Annotated in this window: 22 protein-coding genes; 7 read left to right on the top strand and 15 right to left on the bottom strand. The window is 53.2% G+C overall.

The genetic code is table 11. The features are described from left to right. Positions 1-192: 192 nt before the first annotated feature. The gene (locus tag G7Y44_RS08340) at positions 193-561 is read right to left on the bottom strand and encodes a YraN family protein (RefSeq protein WP_165249020.1); all 369 of its coding nucleotides are present in this window, start codon (positions 559-561) and stop codon (positions 193-195) included. Positions 562-969: 408 nt separating this feature from the next. After that, positions 970-1,629 carry a hypothetical protein gene (locus G7Y44_RS08335; RefSeq protein WP_165249018.1) on the bottom strand — a complete coding sequence of 220 codons (660 nt, stop codon included), beginning with the start codon at positions 1,627-1,629 and terminating at the stop codon, positions 970-972. 422 nt (positions 1,630-2,051) lie between these two features. On the opposite strand from G7Y44_RS08335, the gene G7Y44_RS08330 reads away from it, so the two are divergent. Next, positions 2,052-2,468, top strand: a complete 417-nt coding sequence (locus G7Y44_RS08330; protein WP_165249016.1) for a helix-turn-helix domain-containing protein — start codon at positions 2,052-2,054, stop codon at positions 2,466-2,468. A 268-nt stretch (positions 2,469-2,736) separates the two neighbouring features. Here G7Y44_RS08330 and G7Y44_RS08325 read toward each other — a convergent pair whose 3' ends face one another. After that, positions 2,737-3,444 (bottom strand): hypothetical protein, encoded by a 708-nt coding sequence (locus G7Y44_RS08325; RefSeq protein WP_165047545.1) that lies wholly within the window; start codon positions 3,442-3,444, stop codon positions 2,737-2,739. 430 nt (positions 3,445-3,874) lie between these two features. Here G7Y44_RS08325 and G7Y44_RS08320 point away from each other — a divergent pair, with 430 nt between their 5' ends. Continuing rightward, entirely contained in the window at positions 3,875-4,495 is a 621-nt protein-coding gene (locus G7Y44_RS08320; protein ID WP_165249014.1) for an ATP-binding protein, read from the top strand. Between the two features lie 375 nt (positions 4,496-4,870). Here G7Y44_RS08320 and G7Y44_RS08315 read toward each other — a convergent pair whose 3' ends face one another. The 6 genes from G7Y44_RS08315 to G7Y44_RS10515 form a co-directional block, all read right to left on the bottom strand. Beyond that, a complete protein-coding gene (locus tag G7Y44_RS08315; protein WP_165249012.1) occupies positions 4,871-6,028 on the bottom strand; it encodes a Fic family protein in 1,158 nt (385 codons plus the stop codon). Positions 6,029-6,448: 420 nt separating this feature from the next. Then, positions 6,449-7,642: a helix-turn-helix domain-containing protein gene (locus tag G7Y44_RS08310; protein WP_165249010.1), complete on the bottom strand. Its 1,194-nt coding sequence runs from the start codon at positions 7,640-7,642 to the stop codon at positions 6,449-6,451. Then, entirely contained in the window at positions 7,632-8,591 is a 960-nt protein-coding gene (locus tag G7Y44_RS08305; protein WP_165249008.1) for a ParB/RepB/Spo0J family partition protein, read from the bottom strand. The genes G7Y44_RS08310 and G7Y44_RS08305 overlap by 11 nt, the downstream gene beginning before the upstream one ends. Continuing rightward, positions 8,584-9,369, bottom strand: coding sequence for a ParA family protein (locus G7Y44_RS08300; protein ID WP_165249006.1), 786 nt, complete (start codon positions 9,367-9,369; stop codon positions 8,584-8,586). The genes G7Y44_RS08305 and G7Y44_RS08300 overlap by 8 nt, the downstream gene beginning before the upstream one ends. Positions 9,370-9,745: 376 nt before the next feature. Further along, on the bottom strand, positions 9,746-10,498 hold the full coding sequence (locus G7Y44_RS08295; protein WP_165249004.1) for a carboxymuconolactone decarboxylase family protein: 753 nt from the start codon (positions 10,496-10,498) through the stop codon (positions 9,746-9,748). A gap of 102 nt (positions 10,499-10,600) precedes the next feature. Next, positions 10,601-11,167 (bottom strand): DapH/DapD/GlmU-related protein, encoded by a 567-nt coding sequence (locus G7Y44_RS10515; RefSeq protein ID WP_165249002.1) that lies wholly within the window; start codon positions 11,165-11,167, stop codon positions 10,601-10,603. Between the two features lie 151 nt (positions 11,168-11,318). Here G7Y44_RS10515 and G7Y44_RS08285 point away from each other — a divergent pair, with 151 nt between their 5' ends. The 4 genes from G7Y44_RS08285 to G7Y44_RS08270 all read left to right on the top strand — a co-directional run bounded on the left by G7Y44_RS08285 (position 11,319) and on the right by G7Y44_RS08270 (position 15,138). After that, positions 11,319-12,197: a LysR family transcriptional regulator gene (locus G7Y44_RS08285; RefSeq protein ID WP_165042903.1), complete on the top strand. Its 879-nt coding sequence runs from the start codon at positions 11,319-11,321 to the stop codon at positions 12,195-12,197. A 164-nt stretch (positions 12,198-12,361) separates the two neighbouring features. Next, positions 12,362-13,486: an aldo/keto reductase gene (locus tag G7Y44_RS08280; protein WP_165249000.1), complete on the top strand. Its 1,125-nt coding sequence runs from the start codon at positions 12,362-12,364 to the stop codon at positions 13,484-13,486. Positions 13,487-13,715: 229 nt separating this feature from the next. Beyond that, positions 13,716-14,378, top strand: coding sequence for a DNA-3-methyladenine glycosylase family protein (locus G7Y44_RS08275; protein ID WP_165248998.1), 663 nt, complete (start codon positions 13,716-13,718; stop codon positions 14,376-14,378). Positions 14,379-14,595: 217 nt separating this feature from the next. Next, positions 14,596-15,138 (top strand): DUF1016 N-terminal domain-containing protein, encoded by a 543-nt coding sequence (locus tag G7Y44_RS08270; RefSeq protein WP_256367740.1) that lies wholly within the window; start codon positions 14,596-14,598, stop codon positions 15,136-15,138. A gap of 11 nt (positions 15,139-15,149) precedes the next feature. On the opposite strand, the gene G7Y44_RS08265 is transcribed toward G7Y44_RS08270, so the two are convergent. The 6 genes from G7Y44_RS08265 to G7Y44_RS08240 all read right to left on the bottom strand — a co-directional run bounded on the left by G7Y44_RS08265 (position 15,150) and on the right by G7Y44_RS08240 (position 19,493). After that, positions 15,150-16,364: a hypothetical protein gene (locus G7Y44_RS08265; protein ID WP_165248994.1), complete on the bottom strand. Its 1,215-nt coding sequence runs from the start codon at positions 16,362-16,364 to the stop codon at positions 15,150-15,152. Positions 16,365-16,420: 56 nt separating this feature from the next. Next, on the bottom strand, positions 16,421-17,002 hold the full coding sequence (locus G7Y44_RS08260; RefSeq protein WP_165248992.1) for a DUF4230 domain-containing protein: 582 nt from the start codon (positions 17,000-17,002) through the stop codon (positions 16,421-16,423). Further along, positions 16,989-17,582, bottom strand: coding sequence for a DUF4230 domain-containing protein (locus G7Y44_RS08255; RefSeq protein WP_165248990.1), 594 nt, complete (start codon positions 17,580-17,582; stop codon positions 16,989-16,991). The genes G7Y44_RS08260 and G7Y44_RS08255 overlap by 14 nt, the downstream gene beginning before the upstream one ends. After that, positions 17,579-17,758: a hypothetical protein gene (locus G7Y44_RS08250; RefSeq protein ID WP_165248988.1), complete on the bottom strand. Its 180-nt coding sequence runs from the start codon at positions 17,756-17,758 to the stop codon at positions 17,579-17,581. The genes G7Y44_RS08255 and G7Y44_RS08250 overlap by 4 nt, the downstream gene beginning before the upstream one ends. Positions 17,759-18,310: 552 nt before the next feature. Then, positions 18,311-19,195: a DUF6591 domain-containing protein gene (locus tag G7Y44_RS08245; protein WP_165248987.1), complete on the bottom strand. Its 885-nt coding sequence runs from the start codon at positions 19,193-19,195 to the stop codon at positions 18,311-18,313. 79 nt (positions 19,196-19,274) lie between these two features. Further along, a complete protein-coding gene (locus G7Y44_RS08240; protein ID WP_165248986.1) occupies positions 19,275-19,493 on the bottom strand; it encodes a helix-turn-helix domain-containing protein in 219 nt (72 codons plus the stop codon). Between the two features lie 125 nt (positions 19,494-19,618). Between G7Y44_RS08240 and G7Y44_RS08235 the strand changes: the two genes are divergently transcribed. Further along, positions 19,619-19,873 (top strand): helix-turn-helix transcriptional regulator, encoded by a 255-nt coding sequence (locus tag G7Y44_RS08235; protein ID WP_165248985.1) that lies wholly within the window; start codon positions 19,619-19,621, stop codon positions 19,871-19,873. Positions 19,874-20,130 lie beyond the last annotated feature (257 nt).

Here is a 20,130-nt window from a genome sequence, read left to right as displayed (position 1 = left end):
CGGATGGTGGAATGAGATGCCGTCTGGTCTGTATTACATTTTCATTGTACACCAAAACCGTACAAAATTGTACGGTTTTGGAATTTGGGTGCTGGCACGTGATTCCGAGCGACGATTGTTCCCCGAAGGCCGCCGAGTCCCATCGACCCGGCGACGCTTGCGGGACTCCTCAAGAGGAGGAAAGGAGGTCTGTTATTCCTCCCCTGGGATATTGCTGCAAGACATCACGTTGATGTGGTGCTTGATGAACGCCCTGTCCGGACTCATGATAAGCAGTCCGATGCGGTCGAAGCGAACGGCGCAATCGGCGTGGCTGCGGTTGTCCTTTAGCCACTTGATGGCGAAGCCTTCGAGCTCCTCTTGGTTCAGGTGCTCTGCTGGGAACGAATCGGAGTCCTTGCAGGCTGTGACGGTTGTGAAAACGAGGGCGTCTTTGTCTTTCGCCACGATGCTCACGCGCGAGTCGATGTCGGCTTCCCAGGGCTGCTCAACGATCTCGTATCCCCGGCGATTGAGGTACGCTGCTATTGCCTGATTAGACTTCTTGATGATTTCTTTCATGATGACCTCCTGGCTGTTTTAGGCTCGACCCTTTGCCTTGCCTTGTGACACGGGAGGGCGCACGGGTTCGCGCGCTTTGCAAAGGGGAAAGCGAAGCGGCACATGGAAGGTTGGTTCCTGCCGCGCTAGTTTTTTCATTTGTTTTCAGGGGGATTGCGAAGGCGCTTCTTCCATGAAAAGAAATGGGAAAAGTATCGCGGCCCTTGTCAAAGCCCGAGCGGTTCCGTGCGAGCGTGCGTGTGATAAGGCAGGAAAGGGTGAGGCGCGCAGGAGGGTATCGGGGGAGAACGTCGGTCGGGTCAGGTGAGCCCCTTCGGCAATCCGGTCACACGATTTCGATGGCCTGTCGGAGTTGTTTTCGGGGAAGGAGCTGTCAGCCCGCGTGGGGCCGGCAGCTCCCATGGAGACTTACTTGCGCGGCATAATGTAAGCGACGTCTCCCTGCACGTAGTTGTTGCAGTTCCAGGAGTAGTCGCCGTCGTGGTCGTAGCGCGCGACGTAGGGGACGCCGGTCACGTCGGATCCGTTGTGCACGCCCTCGCCGAAGCCGACGACGGGGTAGACCTTCCACGCGGACTCGAAATCGCGCATGAACACGAGATCGCCAACGCGGATGTCGGAGACGGGCACCTCGACGGAATCGAGGAAGGAGCCGAGCCGAAGCTTGGGGGGCATGGCCTTATCGAAGCTTCGCAGCATGTCGTCGAAGTCGTGCTCGTGCTGCTCGCGGGACTCCGGGAACTCATGCCAGCCCGTGACGTTGTAGTCGCCATCGAGCTCCTCCTCGATGCGGCCGACGATCTTCCAGCCGTCGATGATGTAGACGCCGTTGTCGCCCTGGTCGCCGAGCCGGTCGAATCGGTTGATGCCCACGCTTAAGGCACCTCCGAAGAAGTTGCCCATGACCTGCGCCATCCGCGCCCATCCGTAGCTGTCGCGGCTCGGCGGGCGGTACCCTTGAAGCTCGCAGTACTTGAGCAGCGGCTCCACCGTGTCGCGTCCGCCGTTCCAGTGCAGGTAGAGCGCCAGGTCCTTCTTCGGCGTTGTGATGACTGCCCGATTTCCCATGATGACCTCCTTGTTCTTTTGGCGGTCGCCCTGTGCCACCGCCTTGTGATCCGGGGCCGTGCACGGGCTCCGCCTGCGGCGCAAGGAATAAAGCGGGCTTCTTCGCAAAGGCCGTCAAGGCCGCAACCTGCACGAGAGGCGTGTCGAGGGAAATCTGCTTGTGCGAGTTTTGCGCAGGAAGGACGCGCCTTGCGGCGCATGAGGCGGGTTTCGTGCAAGAGTTCCTGGATGAGAGGCGGGGCGGGGCGATCATCAAAGGCAAGGAGGCGTGGGAGGCGGTGCTCTCAGAGACCGAGGAAAGACTTGCAGCTGTTGCGACATTTCCGTGAGCGCCGGGAACGAGCTGCCTTTTGCTGCAACCACGTGGTACGGGTTTGTACGATAATGACGGATATAGCAAGACTTGAAGAAAGCGGGCGCGTATGGCGGCTGTCGGCGAGAATATCAAGAAACATCGGAAGGCGCAGGGGCTGAGTATCGTGGGACTCGCGGAAAAGGTCGGCATGACCGAGGGAGCGATCCGGCACTACGAGAGCGGGATACGCACGCCTGGAGAAGAGCAGCTGGAGAAAATCGCACAAGCTCTCGGCGTGTCGCGTGGGATGCTTGAAGACCACAAGATCGAGAGCGCAAGGGATTTAGTAGGAGCCTTGCTCCAGCTTGAAGACGAGTTCGGGCTCGTTCCCGACATGTGCGACGGCGGTCTCAAGATCGACCAGAAGGCAAAGAACGCCCAAAAGACAGATGTCGCGCTCAAGGCCTGGGGTGCGGTGCGTTACCGTCTTATCACAGGCGAGATAACACAAGAGGAATACGAAGACTGGAAGAGTAAGTTTTAAGAGGAGGTCAATCAGCTGGTTTGGGCTGATGCTTAAACTTCCTGGAAAGCACCTGATAAGTTTTCGCGGCCCTTGTGCGTACGCACGGTTCTCGGCGAGCTTTCCGGTTAAAGGCAGGATGAGGCTCTTGGGCGCGTCAAGAGACGGTCGCAACCTTCTCATGCGGCTCGCGAAGTATCGGGGCGCTGGCGTGAACAGAAGAGAGGCGAAGAGGGCCCGCCGACTACAGGGCCGACGGGCTGGGAGTATGGTGTTCTGTCTCGGATGCCTACTCTCGCGGCTTGATGCGGACGAGGTCGCCGTGGACGTAGTTGTTGCAGTTCCACGAGAAGTCGCCGTCATGGCCGTACTGGGCGACGTAGGGCAGGTTGGGATAGGTGACCTTGCGCCTGCCGTTCGGCGCTTCGATCTCGACCGCGATGCGGTTGCTGCTCGGCTGTCCGAAGCCCACGACGGAAAACGACTTCCACTTGTCGCAGACGTTGTCGTAGAGCCACACCTCGTCGCCGAGCCTCACCTCGGATACCGGTACCTCAACCGAATCGAGCACCTCGCCGAGACGCAGGCCCTCCGGCATGGTAGCGTCGAATGCCCGCAGCATGTCGTCGAACTCGTGCCAGTCGTGCTCCTCGGAAGGGTCGAACGAGCGCATCCCGACGGCGTTCCAGTCCTCGTCGTACTCTGTTCGCAGGTGGTCGGCTATCCGCCATCCCTCGATGACGTAGATGCCGTTGTCGCCGGGGTCCATCTGGCGATCGGTGGTGTATTCGCCGATGCCGAGGGATAGAGAACCCCCGAAGAAGTTGCCCATGACCTGGCACATGCGCGCCCATCCGTACTCGTCTTGGCTCGGAGGGCGGTATCCCTGGAGCTCGCAGTATTTGAGTAGCGGCTCCACGGTGTCACGCCCGCCGTTCCAGTGCAGGAAGAGCCCGACCTTGCGCTCGGGCGTTGTGATGACGGCTCTGTTTCCCATGATGACCTCCTAGTGTTCGTGGCGCATCCTTCCTCGAATGCGCCTCCTTGGGAGAAGCGGCCGCCCGTGGGCGCACGCGGAGACAAGGGAGGAAGCGAAAACCGTAGGCCTGAGCTTTCGGTCGCTTTCGTTGGGTATTCAGCGAAAGGTTTTTCGCGGCCCTTGCCGCCGCGTGTGCCCACGGGCAGCTTGGCTCCCAGGACGGGGCACGCAGAGGAGGAGACGCTCACGGCGGAGGTCGTATGAGATATGTGGCGCTCACGGACAGCGCCTAACGGTAACGGGCTGACAGATGGATGCAGCGGAGGTCTAATTCACCTGATTCGATGGATTCGCGGCTGAACATGCAGGCGCATAAGGCCGCTGGGGCGGGGACGCACTAAGGAGGTCGGGCAACGTCTTCGATTTCTATCGGCGCGTCTTCAACAACATGAAGCAGGCCATCAACGTACCCTTTAAGCTCGACGAGAACAGTCAGCGCGTAGACGAGACCGAGGCGCACGATGCCCTGCGCGAAGCCATTGCGAACTGCCTTACGAACGCGGATTATCACGAACGTCGTGGTGTAGTCTTTCTCTGGAGAGAGGACGGTCTTCGCTTCTCGAACCCCGGCGGCTTCCGCATTGGTATAGAGGACGTCTACATCGGCGGCAATTCTGACCCGCGCAACGAGACGATGATGAAGATGTTCACGCTCATCAACATCGGCGAGCGTGCTGGGGGCGGTGTCCCAGACATGGTAAAGAAGTGGACTTACGCGGGTTTTGGGAGACCGGTGCTCAGCGAGCAGGTGAATCCCGAGCGGTCGAGCATCTTTCTGCCACTTGCTGTTGATCCTGTCGGCAATGATGTCGGTAATGTCGGTAATGATGTCGGTAGTGGGGCCGTGGAACACCACACCGGAAAAAACGTAATACGCACACAGAGCATCGCAGATAACCTAGGAATGAGCAAGCGGCATATCGAGAGAGTGATAGCGGGTCTTCGCAAAGAAGGCGTTTTGGTCCGCGAGGGTGGCACTCGCGGACGCTGGATAATAGCTAAGAACTGATAGCGGCGCTACTACGGAAAGATTTTCGGAGTAATTTCGGAGTAGGCTGTGGATTGTCGCACGTCAAGAGCACAGAAAGACGGTTGACTCGATGGGTGGCATGTGTGAACATAATCGCACGTAAAAAAGCCTTCGAGGCTTTGCGAGGGCCGGTCCTACTGGGACTGGCTCTATTTATATCTGGGCATGTTCCAAGACCGCATCAAGGTCGCTGGCGCAGGTTTCCACGATGCAGCGGACGGCAGCCAGATCGGCTGCCGTCCGCTGATGTCGGCCTTGTCTTCGAGCGTTGTCAAGAGCAACGCCGTGCCTTCCGGCCTCTCCAACGAATAGGTCACAACGTTGACGAGCTCTTTGGTCGGGGCCATACCTTCATTATCGGCCACCACCGAGCGGCTCGGTTCCCCGTCGAAGAACAGCTAGGTAACTCTCGTAGGCGAACACACGGTTGCGCGAAGCGTTAGTGGTTTCCCTTAAGATCCCAAGGTCGCACAGCTTGCGTACCGCCGAAGCAACCGTGTTGTAGCTCAAGGATAATTCCTCCGCGCAACGCCCGATGCTCATGATGGGGCGCTTCTCCACGTACTCGAGCACACTGGAAAGCGATTTTGCCGCACGCTGTGCTGCCACGATCTCCCAGCTCTTCCGGTGCAGATGATCAAGGGCACGCGCCGACTCAAGGGCATCTTGAGCGGCCGCCTTCACGGCCTCTAGGAAGAAGCGAATCCATTGCTCGTAGTTGCCCGATCGCCGCACTTCGCCCATGCGGTCGTAGTACTCAATTTGGTTGCGCTTGAGAAAATAGGATACGTAGAGCACCGGGCTGTGCAACATTCCCTGATCGATGAGGTAAAGCAAGATGAGCATGCGTCCGATCCTGCCGTTGCCGTCAAGGAAAGGGTGGATCGTCTCGAACTGATAGTGTATAAGAGCCGCACGAATAAGCGGATCGATTTCAGGATCAGCGTTGATGTAGCGCTCCAGGTCGGCAAGCGCGTCAATCATGTCGTCGACATTAGGCGGGATGTAACGTGCATCTTTCAGCGTGCATCCCGACGGACCGATCCAATTCTGCGAGCGGCGAAACTCACCCGGATTGCGCTCGGAACCCCGCCCGCTACCGAGCAATTGAGCATGAGCCTCGCGGAGCAAACGGTTACAAAGAGGCATCTCATCGAGACGATCGATCGCATGCCAGAGGCTTTTCGTGTAGCAGACTACATCATCAACATCCAAGTCGGCGTTGCTCTCGACCTCAGGATCGAGCAGGTCGTCGAGCGTACACTGAGTACCTTCGATCTGAGACGAAACAAGCGCCTCTTTGCGCACATACTGCGATACGAAAAGTTGCGCGTTCGGAATGAACTGAGCCATCGTGTCTAACTCTTGCAAACGACGAGAAGCGGCAAGAAGAAGCCGGAGGTCGTCACCATCCAATGAAATTTGAGGTTCTGGAGGAAGCGGCGCCGGCCTAAAAGAACGGTATGCTATCTCGCCATATAAATTGCTCACATATTCGCCCGAACGCCCCATGCCTGCCTCCCTCTTTTTGAAACATGAATCTCAGTATACCCTCTTTATTTCAAAATGTTATAAAAAATTGAAATAAAGAGGTTTTGATGCCTGTTTTGGTGCCACCAATCAGCGAAAGTCGGTATCGACGCCCCTTCCTATAGTCTTCGGCATCGAAGATATCATCTGCCTTTTCGCACCAAGCTCGCAAAGCGTCTTGCCGGATGGCTGTTAACGTCAGATAAATTAGCTTCTCAAGTAAGCATTTGGCTGACATTGAGGTTTTGGCTTGGCGAGGACGAAATAAAACCGATCCCACTCAGTATTATGAATTATCCGAAAGGCTGCTTGGTTAAGAGCAGTTAAGAGCAGTTAAGAGCAGTCCATACAAATAATGAGAACCTGGGACGGGGTTGCTCGCATATAAGCCCAAAGTGTCAACTAATCACTATCCACACCCTCCCCGTTGAATAGCTCGAAAAGCTTCAAGTATCTGTCGTATCGTTCCTTGCATCTTGCCAGGCATCGCTGGAATTGTCTGTCCTCGTCGCACGCCTTATCCAACTCCTCTTGCGAAGGTCGCTCTTCCGTGTTGTCGATCATAAGCGAGAGCACGACGCAGCGAGCGCTCCTGAGCTTGTTCCAAAGAGGTGCGAAATCTGGATCAGCATCGGCCAGCTCCTCCATGGTGAGTGGCTTGCCGTCATGTTCAAGAAGGTTCGGAGGTATGGGCTCGTCTGCGAACGTCTCAAGGCCGCCTTCTCCCTCAAGCCAGCGAATGAGGTTCTTCGCGAGCTTCTTGTCATCAGCGTTTCTCACCCAATAGGCCTTCGCATAGGCATCGTAAGCATGGATTATCTGCTCTGGCGTGTATCCGTCTGCGACCTTTCGCTTCCATGCCTTGAAGCAATCGCGTTTGAACTTGAGCGAGGAGACCGGCTTGATAGACATCTCGCATAGCTTCTCGAAAGACTCTGTGAACTCGCCTTTTCTGAAAGCTGCAAAATCGCCCTTCTCCTCTCTGCGGTCTGCCTTTGGTTCTGTTTCGGGGAGACAAGAGAGGAGTTTATCTTCATTAGTACGTTTATCAGATAAGTAATTTATTGGGTCTTGTTTTCCAGATATGGTTTTTCCAGATACGGGATTTCCAGATACGGATTTTCCCGTTCTGGTGCTGACCTGGGCATTCTTAGGGCAACCTTTTCCCGTAGCGGGAATATCGCTCTTCAGATCGAACTCAACGTTGCTGGTAGGGTCGCGCTTGAATTCGGAGAGAATCGCATACCCCTCCTCCTTCAATTCGGCTGCAACGCTCGCGTACATCGCTGGGTCATCGAGCGTGACCCACGTGGCTTCTTCGGCTTTAAGGAAACGCCCGTTCTCGCTTCGCCTTCTCGCTCTGATTATGTACCCAGCGCTCTCTAGCTCCTTGAGCCCAGCTGTCACGGCATCCACCCCATCTTTAACAAGCTTTGCGAAGCCACGGATGGTGAACACCCAATCGGGGTTGTTTTCAAGCGAGCGAATCTGACAGTAGATTCCCTTTGCTTTAAGGCTTAAGCTGTGATCGAAGAAGACCGTGTTTTCGACGTGGGTAAACGACCCTTTTCCACGGTGCATCATGTTACCCATCATGCACCTCTTCCTTCGCCAGCCAGTCGCGTTTTGCCTCAGCTGCTTCAAGCAGTTCCAAGGCTTTGATGATGCGCGCACCCATCTCTTCATTGCTCATGCCCGCTTTGAAGAAGCGCGAGATGTTCTTCTTAGGAATCTTGAATTGCTCGATCTGATTGGGTTTTTTCTCTTCCATGATCGAACTGACAAGGGCCGCTGTTAACGTACCCTCTTCCGAGTAGCGGCGCATCTTCACCGCTTGGGCATGGGACGGCGTGCAGGCTTGAGAGCCAATCGCTTCGAGAAGCCATCGCTGCTCATCTTCTTCGAGATAGCTGATCGCTATCGCTGGCTGCATCTTCATGCGCCCTGTATCCACGAGAGTCAGCAATTCCGGAATGAGATTCGTAAGGCGAATATAGCGTCGGATCATATCCTTGCTAACACCCAACTCTTCAGCCAAGATATCTCTCGACTTCCTGCCGCGCGACTTGTGCTCAAATTGCGCACAAGCAAGGTCGCTGCGGAAACCTTGTCGCTTCATAGCTTCAAGGCGCATCGAATAAGCGAATGCCCGTTCGCTCGGCAGGATGGTCTCCCTCTGAAGATTCGAATCCACCATTGCGATAACAGCTTCATCATCGGTGAGGTCTTTAACGATGCATGGCACATCGGTCAGCCCTACCACCTCAGCTGCGTGCTTTCTTCTATGGCCGCTTATGAGCTCGAATACGCCATCGTTTGCAGTTCGTACGGCTAGGGGTGACAGGATGCCATGCTCTTGGATGCTCTCGACGAGCTGCTCCATATCTTGATCGTCACGCACACCAAAGGGATGTTTGGGAAACGGGACGATCGAAGCTAACGGTAGCAATTGGATGACGCTGCTTCCCTTCGAGTCTCGCTCAACCTGTGAAGTGAAGAGCTCATCTACCGACGGAAGGCTTATGTTCACTTTCTTCTTAGCCATTGCAGATCACCTCATCTGCGAGGCTGGTAAAAGCGGACGCAACTTTACCTCGTTTGTCATAGGCGAAAATGCTTATCCCTGCGGCAGGTGTTTCTGCAGCTGATACAGCCCGAGGGATAATGGAATCGAATACGCGATAGGTCTTTCCGTATTGGCTGCGAATAGTCTGTTCCACCTCACGAGCAAGGTTGTTTCTGGTGTCGAAGAGCGTGATCAATATCCCCTCAACCTCAAGAGCAGGATTGATCTGTCGCTTAACCCTATTGATGGTCTTCAGGAGTTCGGTCATCGCAGATGCTGGTAAGAATTCCGCAGAAACGGGAACAAGGACACTGTCCGATGCGACGAATGCGTTCACGGGCAAGATGCCCAGCGTTGGCGCGCAATCAATAAGGACATAATCGTAGTTTTTCTTGATGCCAGAAAGCCAGGAGTTAAGAATCTGCTCACGCGACATCGCCATGAAGATGCTCATCTCCATGCTTGCAAGGTCGATGTTCGCAGGCATGAGATCGACGCCTTCTTTGTGGCTAAGGATTCCCTCATCAGCTTGCATGTCTATGCCGTCAATCACTGCTTGGATATGATTGGCGACGGTGATCTCTAAAGAATCGGGGTTGAACCAGCCGAGCGATTTGGTTAGATCGCCTTGAGGATCCGTATCCACCAGCAATACGCGCTTATCGCGCTTGGACAAAGCAATGCCAAGACTGAGCGTTGTGGCAGTCTTTCCCGTCCCTCCTTTTTGATTCGCTACTGCTATTGTTTTGCACGTCATGGTGCGCCTCCATTTCTGTGGCATGAGCCACATCGTGGAGGTCAGACAGCCCATTCGAAAAATGTGCGAATGGGCCGCACGTTTCACAAAATACTGGAAACGTACTGGAAAATTCGGGGTTGCAGAAATCGAGAAGGAAATCGAAGATGCTCAGAGGTTTCAAAATAATATGCTCTGAACTGGGGATTTAGCGAATGCACATTTCGCGTGTTTCGCGGATGCCCACCTCGCTAACAGCTTGGGAAGCTTGGGCCTTACCACTTGGCGACGCCCGCAGTAGAAGGCATTATACTCTGAGCTCCTTCGTTTCGTCGATCATTTCAGCAAATTATCACGAGCGCGTACCAGCGCGTACCGGCGTACCAGCGCGTACAAGCTAAAGCGTGAGGTAGTCCTCGTCGCTTACGGGCTCGCACCATTCGTTGCTCATGTTCGTGCCGCTTGCCTCGAAGGCCACGTGGCTCATCCAGCTGTCTTTGGCGGCGCCATGCCAGTGCTTCACGTTTGCAGGTATGGTGATGCAGTCGCCGGGGTGCAGTGCACGGGCTTCCTTTCCCCACTCCTGGTACCAGCCGCGTCCGTCGGTCACTAGCAGAATCTGCCCGCCGCCCTCATTGGCATGGTGAATGTGCCAGTGGTTGCGGCATCCCGGTTCGAAGGTGACGTTGGCAATAAACTGCGTGTTGGCCGGGTCGGTTAGGGGGTTTAGGTACGACCTTCCCGTGAAGTACTGCGCGTAGGCATCGTTGGGTGCCCCGAGGCCGAACACGCCACCGTGAGCCTTGGGTTCCTCAAGCCCCTGCGGGTCATCGGCGTATACCTTCACGGCAACGCGGAACGCTGCCCAAGCGTTCGGCCAACCGGCATAGAAGGCGACGTGGGTAAGTATCGCCGCCAGCTCGGACGCCGTTATGCCGTTTTGCTTGGCCGTGGCAAGGTGGTACTCGAACGACGTATCCACGAGTCCCTTCGCCACCAGTGTCGAAATTGTAAGGACCGAACGCATCTTGAGCGACAGCGCATCGTCGCTCCACACCTTCCCAAATAGCACGTCATCGTTGAGTTCTGCGAACTTCGGGGCAAAGTCCCCCAGCTGGTCGCGTCCTGCTGTTTGCACTACCTTTGTCATACGTTCCTCCTATGGTAAGACTCTCTGTTGCTCAGTAGTTCGATTTTGCGCGCGGTTCGTTCTCGCGCTGCTGCGTTTTTCGGAAACTTGTTCCCACTTGTCTTATTCGATCCGCTTGATGACACGCGCCGGGTTACCTGCAACGACGGTGCGCGCTGCCACATCTTTCGTGACTACCGCGCCTGCAGCAACGACCGCGCCGTCTCCGATGGTGATGCCGGGCAAGATAATGGCTCCCGACCCTACCCAAACGTCGCTGCCCAACCTTATGGACTTGGGTACCATGCTGCCGCGCTGCGCGGGATCCAGATGGTGGTTGAGTGTGGCCAGTACGACGTTGTGTCCTATGAGGCAGCCGTCGCTCAGGTAGATGCCGCCCTGGTCCTGGAACTTGCAGCCGCTGTTGATAAACACGTTTTTCCCGAGGAAGATATTCTTGCCGCAGTCTGCGTTGAACGGCGGGAACAGGGCGAAGCCCTCAGGAACGGGCCTGCCGGTTAACTCCGACATGAGTGCCGCGAGCTCGCCGGGTGCATGGTAGGTGCCGTTGATGTCCATGCAGATGCGGATAGCGTCTTGACTCATATCGTGCATCATGAGATGCATCTCGCTGCCGGCTTCTACCGTCTCACCTGCTAGAAGGCGCTTCAGGTATTCGGTACGCTCCACGTTTTAGCCTCCTTTTGTGTAACTGTTGTTCCGAACAGATTAGTCGGAGGGCTTACATATATCAATGTTGCATTTTATATAAACTCCCATACTGAGTTGATATACTACATGCAGTTGGGATTCCAGCCTATCGGATTCCAAGGAGCCCTGTATGGATATACGCACGATGCAATACTTCTTAGCTGTCGCCCGCGAGGGGAGCATCACGAAGGCAGCCGAATCGCTCCATATGACCCAGCCTCCACTCTCACGCCAGATGATCGAGCTCGAGACCGAGTTGGGAGTTGCGCTGTTCGATCGTAGTGGCAAGCGTGTCGCGCTTACCGAAGACGGGCGCGTATTTCGCGAGCGAGCTCAGGAGGTGGTGGACCTCGTGGAGTCCATACGTTGTGATATGGCTACTGGCTCGGAGGCTGTTACGGGCGAGGTGCGCATCGCATGCGGCGAGACAGATGCAGTTTCGTTTCTCGCGCGTGCCGCTGAGCGGATTCATCGTGTGCATCCTTCCGTTACGTATCGCCTGCTCAGTGGAGACGGCGATTTCGTTCTGGAAAAATTGGAGAACAATGCTGCTGACTTAGGTCTTCTTGTCGTGTCGAGCGTTGATAGCGGGAAGTTCAACTTTCTGCGCATTCCCGCCAAAGACACCTGGGGCGTGTTGATGAGGGAAGATGACGATCTCGCCTGCAAAGAGCGTATTGATCGCACGGATTTGGTCGGGCGGCCACTGCTTCTTCCGTACCGTGCTGCCATGGGAAGCGATCTCATGTCATGGTTCGGTTCGGAAAGGGACAAGCTTGATATCGTCGCGACCTACGACCTAGCCTACAATGTTTCTCGATTCACCCGGGAAGGCTTTGGGTATGCAATCGTCTTAGGAGGTATTGTGGATGCGACCGCAGGAAGTGGGCTGGCGTTTCGTCCTCTTGTCCCGCGTCTTGAAGCCGACTTGTTTCTGGTGTGGAAGCGCGAGCAGCGCCTATCTCGCGCAACGAAGGCATTTCTAGATGGGGTGACCTCGCTTGTGTAGCTCGTGTAAGGTTGAAAACTCAACTCTTCCGGACACAATGTAGTAGGTATGGGTTACCCTTTTCATATCACATAAGCATAGGTTGGTATGCCGCATGAGTATTTTACTTCCGACACGGTGAACGATAGTCTACTGTTGAACGAGAAAGCGAGAAAGGGCGGTTCATGGGCAATCAGATTATTCCCGAATCAAAGATGGGCTTTGGCTGCATGAGGTTACCGCTGCTTGACGAAGGCGATCAAACAAGCATCAACATTGAGCAGTTCAAGCAGATGGTGGACGTTTTCATGGAAGCAGGCAACACCTATTTCGACACTGCGTTCGTTTACCATGACGGTGCGTCTGAAACTGCAATCGGAGAAGTGCTTGTTGCGCGCTATCCGCGCGAATCGTTCACGCTTGCTACCAAGTGCCTCGCGTGGGCAATGCCCGACGCAGAATCGGCGAAGAATTGCCTGGACGTGTCTCTCGAACGTATGGGCACCGACTACGTTGATTACTATTTGCTGCACAACGTTGGTGGCAAGCGCACCGCGAAGTTCGACGAATATGGCATGTGGGAATGGGCGCAAGAGCAGAAAGCGGCAGGCAAGATTCGTTTTGTTGGCTTTTCCATGCATGACGACGCTGCATGTTTAGAAAAGCTGCTCGCGGCGCATCCGGAAATGGACTTCGTGCAGTTGCAGGTGAACTATCTGGATTGGAATGACCCACACAACGAAGCACGCCGACTCATGGAGGTGGCCGCGCGTCACGACAAGCCCGTCATCATTATGGAACCCGCACGTGGTGGGCGGCTGTGCAAGCTGCCTCAGGCCGCCGCTGATGTTCTGACTGCTTATAACCCGAGCGCCTCGCAAGCGGAGTGGGCCTACCGATTCTGCTGGAATTTGCCGAACGTGCTGGCCGTGCTTTCGGGCATGTCTACGGTTGAGCAGATGAGGGAAAACGTCGCGAGCTACACGGCAAACGTGCCGTTTACGTCTGCTGAAGAGACGGCTTTGAACGAAGCGATTGGTGTGTTGCGTTCACTTGCGGGCGTTCCCTGCACCGCATGCAATTACTGCATGAAGGGTTGTCCGTCGCATGTCCAGATCCCCCAGATCATGGAGCTATTGAACCTCGAGGCTATGACGGGTGATCACGATTTCGTTAAGGACCTGTACAGCTGGCAAGCAGCCGAGGGTACAGCGAGTGCCTGCATCAAATGTGGCAAGTGCGAGGCCATGTGTCCCCAGCAAATCGACATCATAAACCAGCTCGAGCGCGCCGTTGCGCTGTACGAATAACTTATAAGGCTGAACAACAAGGCCACGTGCTGTGGCTTTGTTGTTCAATCAATCAGTGTTCATTCAAGTTTGACAGTTGTAAGAGGCTATATTCGCTAATGACCAGCGGATACGGCCCCTATGTAGTTAGATTTTGTTGTAGTGATATTGCCTATTTTGGGTGAGATTGGGCGACATTGGGTCACGTCTAATGACACAATTGGTGGATGACCCGAGCGAAAGGCACGTGATGTACAGCTGCAACGAGCCTGGCTTCTTCCAATACGACGCCGAAGCAATCGAATATCTGATGTCGAAGGACAAAAAGCTGGCACGTGTCATCGAGACTGTTGGCAGCATTCGCCGTCCCATGGATGGGGACGTGTTCACCTCGGTTGTGAAGAGCATCGTCGGCCAACAGATTTCAACATCGGCGCTCAAAACCGTTCTCGGTCGTCTTACAGAAAAAACTGGTGACCCCATAACACCCGAAGCTGTTGGCGCCCTGAGCATCGACGACCTTCAGGGTTGCGGTATGACGTTTCGCAAGGCGGGCTACATCAAGTCCTTTGCCAATGCGGTCCTATCGGGTGAGTTCGATATAGGCGAGCTGGAGGGCATGGATGACGAAGCGGCTATCAAGGCCCTCACATCGCTAAGGGGCGTTGGAAGATGGACTGCGGAAATGATTCTAATCTTCAGCATGAACAGGATGAACGTGTTCGCCTTCGACGATGTTGGTATACATCGCGGAATCCGCATGGTATATCATCATAGGGTCGTAAGTAGGGAATTGTTCGAGAAGTATCGCCGACGTTTTACCCCCTATTGCACCGTTGCAAGCCTGTACTTCTGGCAGATATCACACATGGACGTTCCTGGATACGACCACGACTACGCTTCGAAGCACTAGCGATTGGGAAGTGGCAAAGGGGAGATTGGACATTTTAGTGGCTGTTGGTACCAAAGTGAGTTACCAGCCAGGCGGTTGGCTTCTGCTGATTATTCGCACGCTTTGTTCTCGGTAATTGTAGGGAGGATGTGGTGAGTAATAACCCCTCGCACCCCCGGCGACTAGCCAATGTGGCAGGGCGGAATATGGAGAGGGTACGCTCCGGCGACTCTCCTAGCTGCTCACCGATCGACTCGGTAAGGGCTTTTCGGTGATGAACCTCCAGTACATGCGTCGCTTCTATCTCACTCACCAGAAACAACAGACGCTGTCTGTTAAATTGACATGGTCGCATTACTGTGAGCTACTGGGTGTGGACGACGACCTCAAACGCTCCTTCTACGAGCGCGAGGCGGCCAATTCCGGGTGGAGCGTGCGGGAGCTCCGTCGCCCGATGAACAGCATGCTGTTTGAGAGGACGCTCAACGCGCGCGACGACGCGCGGAGCGCCGACATCCTGGCGCTCGCCAATGAGGGCGTGGTCTACCAGGAGCCCAAAGACGCCGTCCGCAACCCCTATGTGCTGCGGTTGCTAGCTCGCGGCCAAAGTCTTACGGTTGTCGAGGATCAGCTTTGTATATCCAATTCCACTGCTCGCACCCACACCGCAGTATTAATTGTAAAGTCGACATCCATGCAAAGCAGGAGCTCATCGCCCGATTGGAAAGCGTCTCTTTACAGCCAACCCAGTAATCATCTGCATTCGGAATGTCGCTTTTGATCCAAGCTTGATCAGCCGTTCGTTTCTTCGAGAAGATACATTTCGTCGCCATCTATAAGAAACTCAATAGGATCGTTGCACAACCGACCGATGGTTTTCACTGTGTCTACAAATGGTTGAGCTCCACAATTCTTGTTCTCCACAAAAAGCCCCAAGGCCTTTTCAGCATGTGACTCCTTTGCGCTAGAAACCGCTTCACCCGCAGACAAGAGGGCTTCATCGACAGAACCTTTTTCGATAACGGGAATCCTCTTGACAGCATTTCCCAGCCCTTTGAGGGCAAAACCAGCGGCACCCTTTGCGAAGGTCTCCACCGAACGCTTTGAATACGCCTCGAGCAAGTTGTAGCAATCGGTATAGACGAGCCGATACTGAAGAACGTGCTCTTCGATGTCAGTGGTCACCGAGCTTATATATCCTTCAGAGAACTGCCTAAGCAGTATGACCTCTAGAAATGAAGCATATGAGTACAAATAGAGAGCCAAGCGATACTGATCGAAATCATCTTGCATCTCTTTGAGTTTGGAATCCGTGCTGAAGTCGAAATGAATCAGATCCTTTTTGGCCGCCCGATCCTTCACGCGACCAGAATAGAACACAACATTTCTTTTCGCGCACTTCTTCTCATCCATGATCCGAACAAGACTGGCACGAGTGAAAGATTCGTCGTTCCAGTTATGCTGATACGAATAGCGAATGTCGTTGAGCGCATGGAGGCTCGCTTCGAGTTCTGCTTTTTTATCCCGTTCTAAGAAATCGATTATTTTATCCTGAAGCTCTATGATCTTATCGAGTTTCTTGTCGATGCTCGCAACAGCAATCGCAACAGCAATCATCATCGGGTCTATAGGCACCGTCGTCGTCATAGGTAAGTTGTCAATGGGGTTGAGTCGTGCCTGGCCAACAACGCCCCTATCCATGATGCTGCCAAGAAACCCTGATCCGTCACGGAATTGAGCAAGAGCGCCTGTCACGCCATTCGGAAACGACAGTTTGTAGATTCCAGGCCCACCAGCACCCAGAACGCTTGCATCGACCGTTGTGGTAACGATCCTGAATGCGTCCGATAAACTTGCCACTGCCCCGACTCCCATCGCAATTTGGGCAAGAGGAATCTCGGTCATGCGGCTCGACTTAATGTCAATTTCCGATCTTTTTGAAAAGGGCGTTATTTCAGCCACGGCTTTGATGATCTCAGATTGCTTCCCGCTGTCTACTTCTCTCATTCTTCGCACCAGCTTCTTGTTCTGCGTGCAGACACCACTGAGTACCGAATCTCGTACTACACCGCGTCTGCGAACTCTACCTTATAGCTTTGGCCAAGCGATTCACCAACTTTAATGACATATTGCTCGAGAATCGTTTCAGCATGGCTTCGCGCTTGCCACATTAGGTCTGGGTTATTTTCGGCAGACTGTTTCATTTCCGCTTGTGCAGCTTCGTATGCTTTTTCTTGATCTACCATTTCGATTTTAGTGAGTAATCCCTTTTCGCTGTATATGTCTGAAAAAGTCGTTTCATCTGCATCCGGAAGTCCAAGAACCTGCGCATTGGGGATATGGATGATCACGAGCCCGTTAGCATCGGGGGCCTCGATACTCACCTTCGATGCATCAATACCGATAGTAATCTTGCCGTCATACTCAAACCAAGCTTTTTTGTAGCCAACGTTGATGCCGAAGAGCATATCAGTTCCATCATTGAAAATCTCAGCAACGTTATGAAACGTACATTCTAAAGTGGCCAATTCAGCAACCTTCTTGCATCCGGAAAAATTTGGTTTCTTCTCTTCGACGCAGGAGGACAAGCTAAAGGAAGTGACAAGAGCGATTAGCAAAACGCAAATGACCTTATTCAGCTTCATTTGATCCTCCTTCGGATTCGTTATACTCAGACAAGCTCTTGAATTCCAGCTGGTATTCTTCGTTTAAGAGGGGCATTGTAAGAGCCTCTACGGTACTCTGCAGACTCTTGAGCGCTTCTTTTCGTATCGCATCCGCCTTTTGATTGATTTCATTGGTGGCATCTTCTTTGCAGAGAGCCAAAACATCACCTATGTTTGCGTCAGGATTCTCTGGGAGATACCCGAGCTTCGTCTCGTCGAGCACGGGAGTTCCTATCTCGGCATCTGGAAGATAAGCGGTGACGGTTTTATTGTCTTCGTCTGTAGAGAATCCTATGGCTGACATATCGTAGCTCACGGGAACCTGAGCTTCATACTTTACGCGATAATCCACTGTCTCAAGCCAAAGAAACTCGCTCTCCTTTTCGGCAATGCCTTTATACGTGTATTTGATTACAGTCAGGTCTTCTACGTTCACCGCTTCTTTCAGCGTTGTTTCAGAGAGGTATAGGGTCTCGTCGTCGTCCAGTAAGGCTGGCAGAGCGAATCCGAGAAACAAAAGCACTGCCATCAAAAAAACCAAGATGATTACAAGCTTCATTTTTGCGGGTATCTTTTTATGGCACTGCGAACTCTCTTCCTCGAAGCTCTTCTTTCGATTTGTTTATCGCGCTTAGTTTCGGCTTCAATCCTGGCCTTATGCGCCTCTTCGAGGTAGATCTGCTGTTCCGTTGCGGTATCGGGTAATTCTCTTTGCCTTCGGTCGTTGGCTTCCAAGTTCGCCTCCTTACAACTAGCTATTCATATTGCAATAATAGCTATCCGCAATATTATATTGCTATCGATAATCAATTGGGCTTAAAGGGGTTCTCATGAAGAAGGCTCTACCTGTAGTTATTGGCATAGCAATCGCCATCATCGTCGTAGTGTTGCTAGCTAGTTCTTTAGACATCATCGATATTCGACTCTAGCGATACGTCTGCTATAAGGTCGTTTGTCTCCGGACAGCCTTACGGCGGTCGAACCTACCGTATAACTATCGCTTGATCGAATCTCTTCATAACGCAACCCAGCTGACCATCAAAGTCAGCTGGGTCAACAATTTCCAGCACGATCGCAGTATGCTTCTTTATCAAGCGGCAGGTCTACCTCATTTTCAATACTATGAGAATCCGCTTGCTTATCACCGTGAATTAATTGCGCGGGTTTTGAAGCATTAGGAACGCTCGTTATCAAAGGTTCTCTTGTCAAAGAAAACAGAGCTTCAGCTCATCGGTAGATCCATGCCAGATAGCCAAGCTACTTTTTCATTAGCGGTTTGAGCTTGGTTTACTGGTTGTTGCGATTAAGGATCAGGTTCATCTTCTGGTGATCAGCAGAGTAGAACAAGCTGAAATCATACAGTCCCTCGCTATCCTCTGCATAATACGTCGAGTCAGTGAAGGTGGGATCGGTGGTGAATCCCATTCCTTTACACTCCTCGACGTACGCCTCGAATTCCTCCTGCGTCACGCCTATTGCATCAAAGCTAAATTGATCAGTAAAGTCGTTGATGTCCACGACGTAACCCGAGCTGAATCTCGGAACTAGAGCGCTCATTTCGCTATCCGACCATTGATTCACGTCGATAACGGTTTGTGACAAGCTGTATGAGTCCGATTTGAAATCGTAGTATTCCTCGTACATTTTCCCTTCGCTAATGTACTGAATTCGAATCATGTCAAGATCCATCAACTCATATTGAGCAATATCGTTTATGTAGGTGATTCCAACCTCCAATGTACCTGGAGCAGAGCTACCGCCAGGCTCAACAGGAATAGGGCACTCACACCACATACCATCCTGTTTCACATCTCCAACAGGGTCTGGGCACCATGTCTCGTCTTTCATGCTCGCAAATGCGCTCTCAAGTTGCTCATCGGAAGCATCGGGTTTGACTCTGAACTCCATTTGGACATTGGCTATAACATAGTCGGTATTGTTAACGTACTGCATGGCAACGCGCCTGTAGCCATCCTCGATTATGCCGTCAACGGACCAGAGTATGTCATCTATTTTTATGGCATCCTTGCTAGGAGTTGAGTCTCCCGTCTTGTCATCGCTTTGAGAGGGTGTGGTATTTCCGTCGCCCCCACAACCAACAAGTGCAAGCGATACCAACGCCGCGAAAAACAGGCTTACGACGATCAAACGCTGTCTAGTTTTTGTTCTCATGACAATTCTCCTTTCTTTTCGCATACCATCGCCTTTTTCCGTAGCGATGGCATGCTTACGTTCTTATTCGGATCTTCAGCTACTCGACCGGTTGATGCCGTGTGCTTTCGATCCCTAGCAGCTCGTCGCAGGTGCAGCTGTATACGAGCGCCATCTGTCTGACAACAAGCGCATCAGGTTCTTTTTCCCCTTCCTCAAACCGAGCGAGGTCACACGGTGATACCTCAAGCTTCTCTGCTGCCTCGTGGAGAGACATGTTCGCTCGCTGACGACAGCGCTTAAAGCCTTCCGAAGCCATACTCAAACTCACTTTCTGTATTTTCTTAGGATGATTATAAACAATCTTATAAATACACTTTGCAGTAAGCTGCTTTTTTCTCCTTTCTAGTAGGATTTTCTCTAGACACGTTGGAAAGGGTTGACATGGATGAAAGACGGCTCATCGGGTCGCGTATTGCATTTGCTCGCAAGGCAGCGCAGCTCAATCAGGCTGAGCTCGGCCGGGAAATCGGCGTTTCTGGTCAGACCATTTCCAACTGGGAGACAGCGCGCTACGTACCAAGCGCCAACGACGTCGTAGCCTTATCAAAGACGCTCCATTGCTCGTCAGACTTTCTGCTGGGCCTTTCTGATGATTTCGCGTTCACACAGAGGAATAGGCCATCGCATCTTCACTGAGAAGGGTTGCCAAGCACACCCGAAGAGTATGCTGATGTGTCACTGCATCGGCAGCTGCGTTGTCTCATTATGGGCGTTGTAATTTTCGCGAGATTGTATGCGGGGGTAAGCGTATCCCCCAGGAGTGCGTTTAGCGCCATGTGAGAAACCCACAGGCTATGCCTGTGGTGCGGTAGACGGTTAAACCGTACCGCTGACATGAGAATCAGAAAAAGGCTTTCCTGTCCTATGATGGGCCTGCGATGGTCCAGATCGCA

The sequence above is a fragment of the Adlercreutzia sp. ZJ141 genome, assembly GCF_011038965.1.
Classification (GTDB): domain Bacteria; phylum Actinomycetota; class Coriobacteriia; order Coriobacteriales; family Eggerthellaceae; genus ZJ141.
Note: the sequence above shows the minus strand (reverse complement) of the source record. Positions and strands in the feature narration are given on the sequence as shown.

Excerpts from the sequence above, each read along its gene's own strand:
- G7Y44_RS08285 (WP_165042903.1), top strand. The coding sequence starts at position 11,319 with ATGGATATACGCACGATGCAATACTTCTTAGCTGTCGCCCGCGAGGGG.
- G7Y44_RS08260 (WP_165248992.1), bottom strand. The coding sequence starts at position 17,002 with ATGAAGCTGAATAAGGTCATTTGCGTTTTGCTAATCGCTCTTGTCACT.
- G7Y44_RS08235 (WP_165248985.1), top strand. The coding sequence starts at position 19,619 with ATGGATGAAAGACGGCTCATCGGGTCGCGTATTGCATTTGCTCGCAAG.
- G7Y44_RS08280 (WP_165249000.1), top strand. The coding sequence starts at position 12,362 with ATGGGCAATCAGATTATTCCCGAATCAAAGATGGGCTTTGGCTGCATG.
- G7Y44_RS08300 (WP_165249006.1), bottom strand. The coding sequence starts at position 9,369 with ATGACGTGCAAAACAATAGCAGTAGCGAATCAAAAAGGAGGGACGGGA.
- G7Y44_RS08330 (WP_165249016.1), top strand. The coding sequence starts at position 2,052 with ATGGCGGCTGTCGGCGAGAATATCAAGAAACATCGGAAGGCGCAGGGG.
- G7Y44_RS08255 (WP_165248990.1), bottom strand. The coding sequence starts at position 17,582 with ATGAAGCTTGTAATCATCTTGGTTTTTTTGATGGCAGTGCTTTTGTTT.
- G7Y44_RS08265 (WP_165248994.1), bottom strand. The coding sequence starts at position 16,364 with ATGAGAGAAGTAGACAGCGGGAAGCAATCTGAGATCATCAAAGCCGTG.
- G7Y44_RS08240 (WP_165248986.1), bottom strand. The coding sequence starts at position 19,493 with ATGGCTTCGGAAGGCTTTAAGCGCTGTCGTCAGCGAGCGAACATGTCT.
- G7Y44_RS08315 (WP_165249012.1), bottom strand. The coding sequence starts at position 6,028 with ATGGGGCGTTCGGGCGAATATGTGAGCAATTTATATGGCGAGATAGCA.
- G7Y44_RS08295 (WP_165249004.1), bottom strand. The coding sequence starts at position 10,498 with ATGACAAAGGTAGTGCAAACAGCAGGACGCGACCAGCTGGGGGACTTT.
- G7Y44_RS08320 (WP_165249014.1), top strand. The coding sequence starts at position 3,875 with ATGAAGCAGGCCATCAACGTACCCTTTAAGCTCGACGAGAACAGTCAG.
- G7Y44_RS08310 (WP_165249010.1), bottom strand. The coding sequence starts at position 7,642 with ATGATGGGTAACATGATGCACCGTGGAAAAGGGTCGTTTACCCACGTC.
- G7Y44_RS08245 (WP_165248987.1), bottom strand. The coding sequence starts at position 19,195 with ATGAGAACAAAAACTAGACAGCGTTTGATCGTCGTAAGCCTGTTTTTC.
- G7Y44_RS08325 (WP_165047545.1), bottom strand. The coding sequence starts at position 3,444 with ATGGGAAACAGAGCCGTCATCACAACGCCCGAGCGCAAGGTCGGGCTC.
- G7Y44_RS08305 (WP_165249008.1), bottom strand. The coding sequence starts at position 8,591 with ATGGCTAAGAAGAAAGTGAACATAAGCCTTCCGTCGGTAGATGAGCTC.
- G7Y44_RS08335 (WP_165249018.1), bottom strand. The coding sequence starts at position 1,629 with ATGGGAAATCGGGCAGTCATCACAACGCCGAAGAAGGACCTGGCGCTC.
- G7Y44_RS08340 (WP_165249020.1), bottom strand. The coding sequence starts at position 561 with ATGAAAGAAATCATCAAGAAGTCTAATCAGGCAATAGCAGCGTACCTC.
- G7Y44_RS08275 (WP_165248998.1), top strand. The coding sequence starts at position 13,716 with ATGTACAGCTGCAACGAGCCTGGCTTCTTCCAATACGACGCCGAAGCA.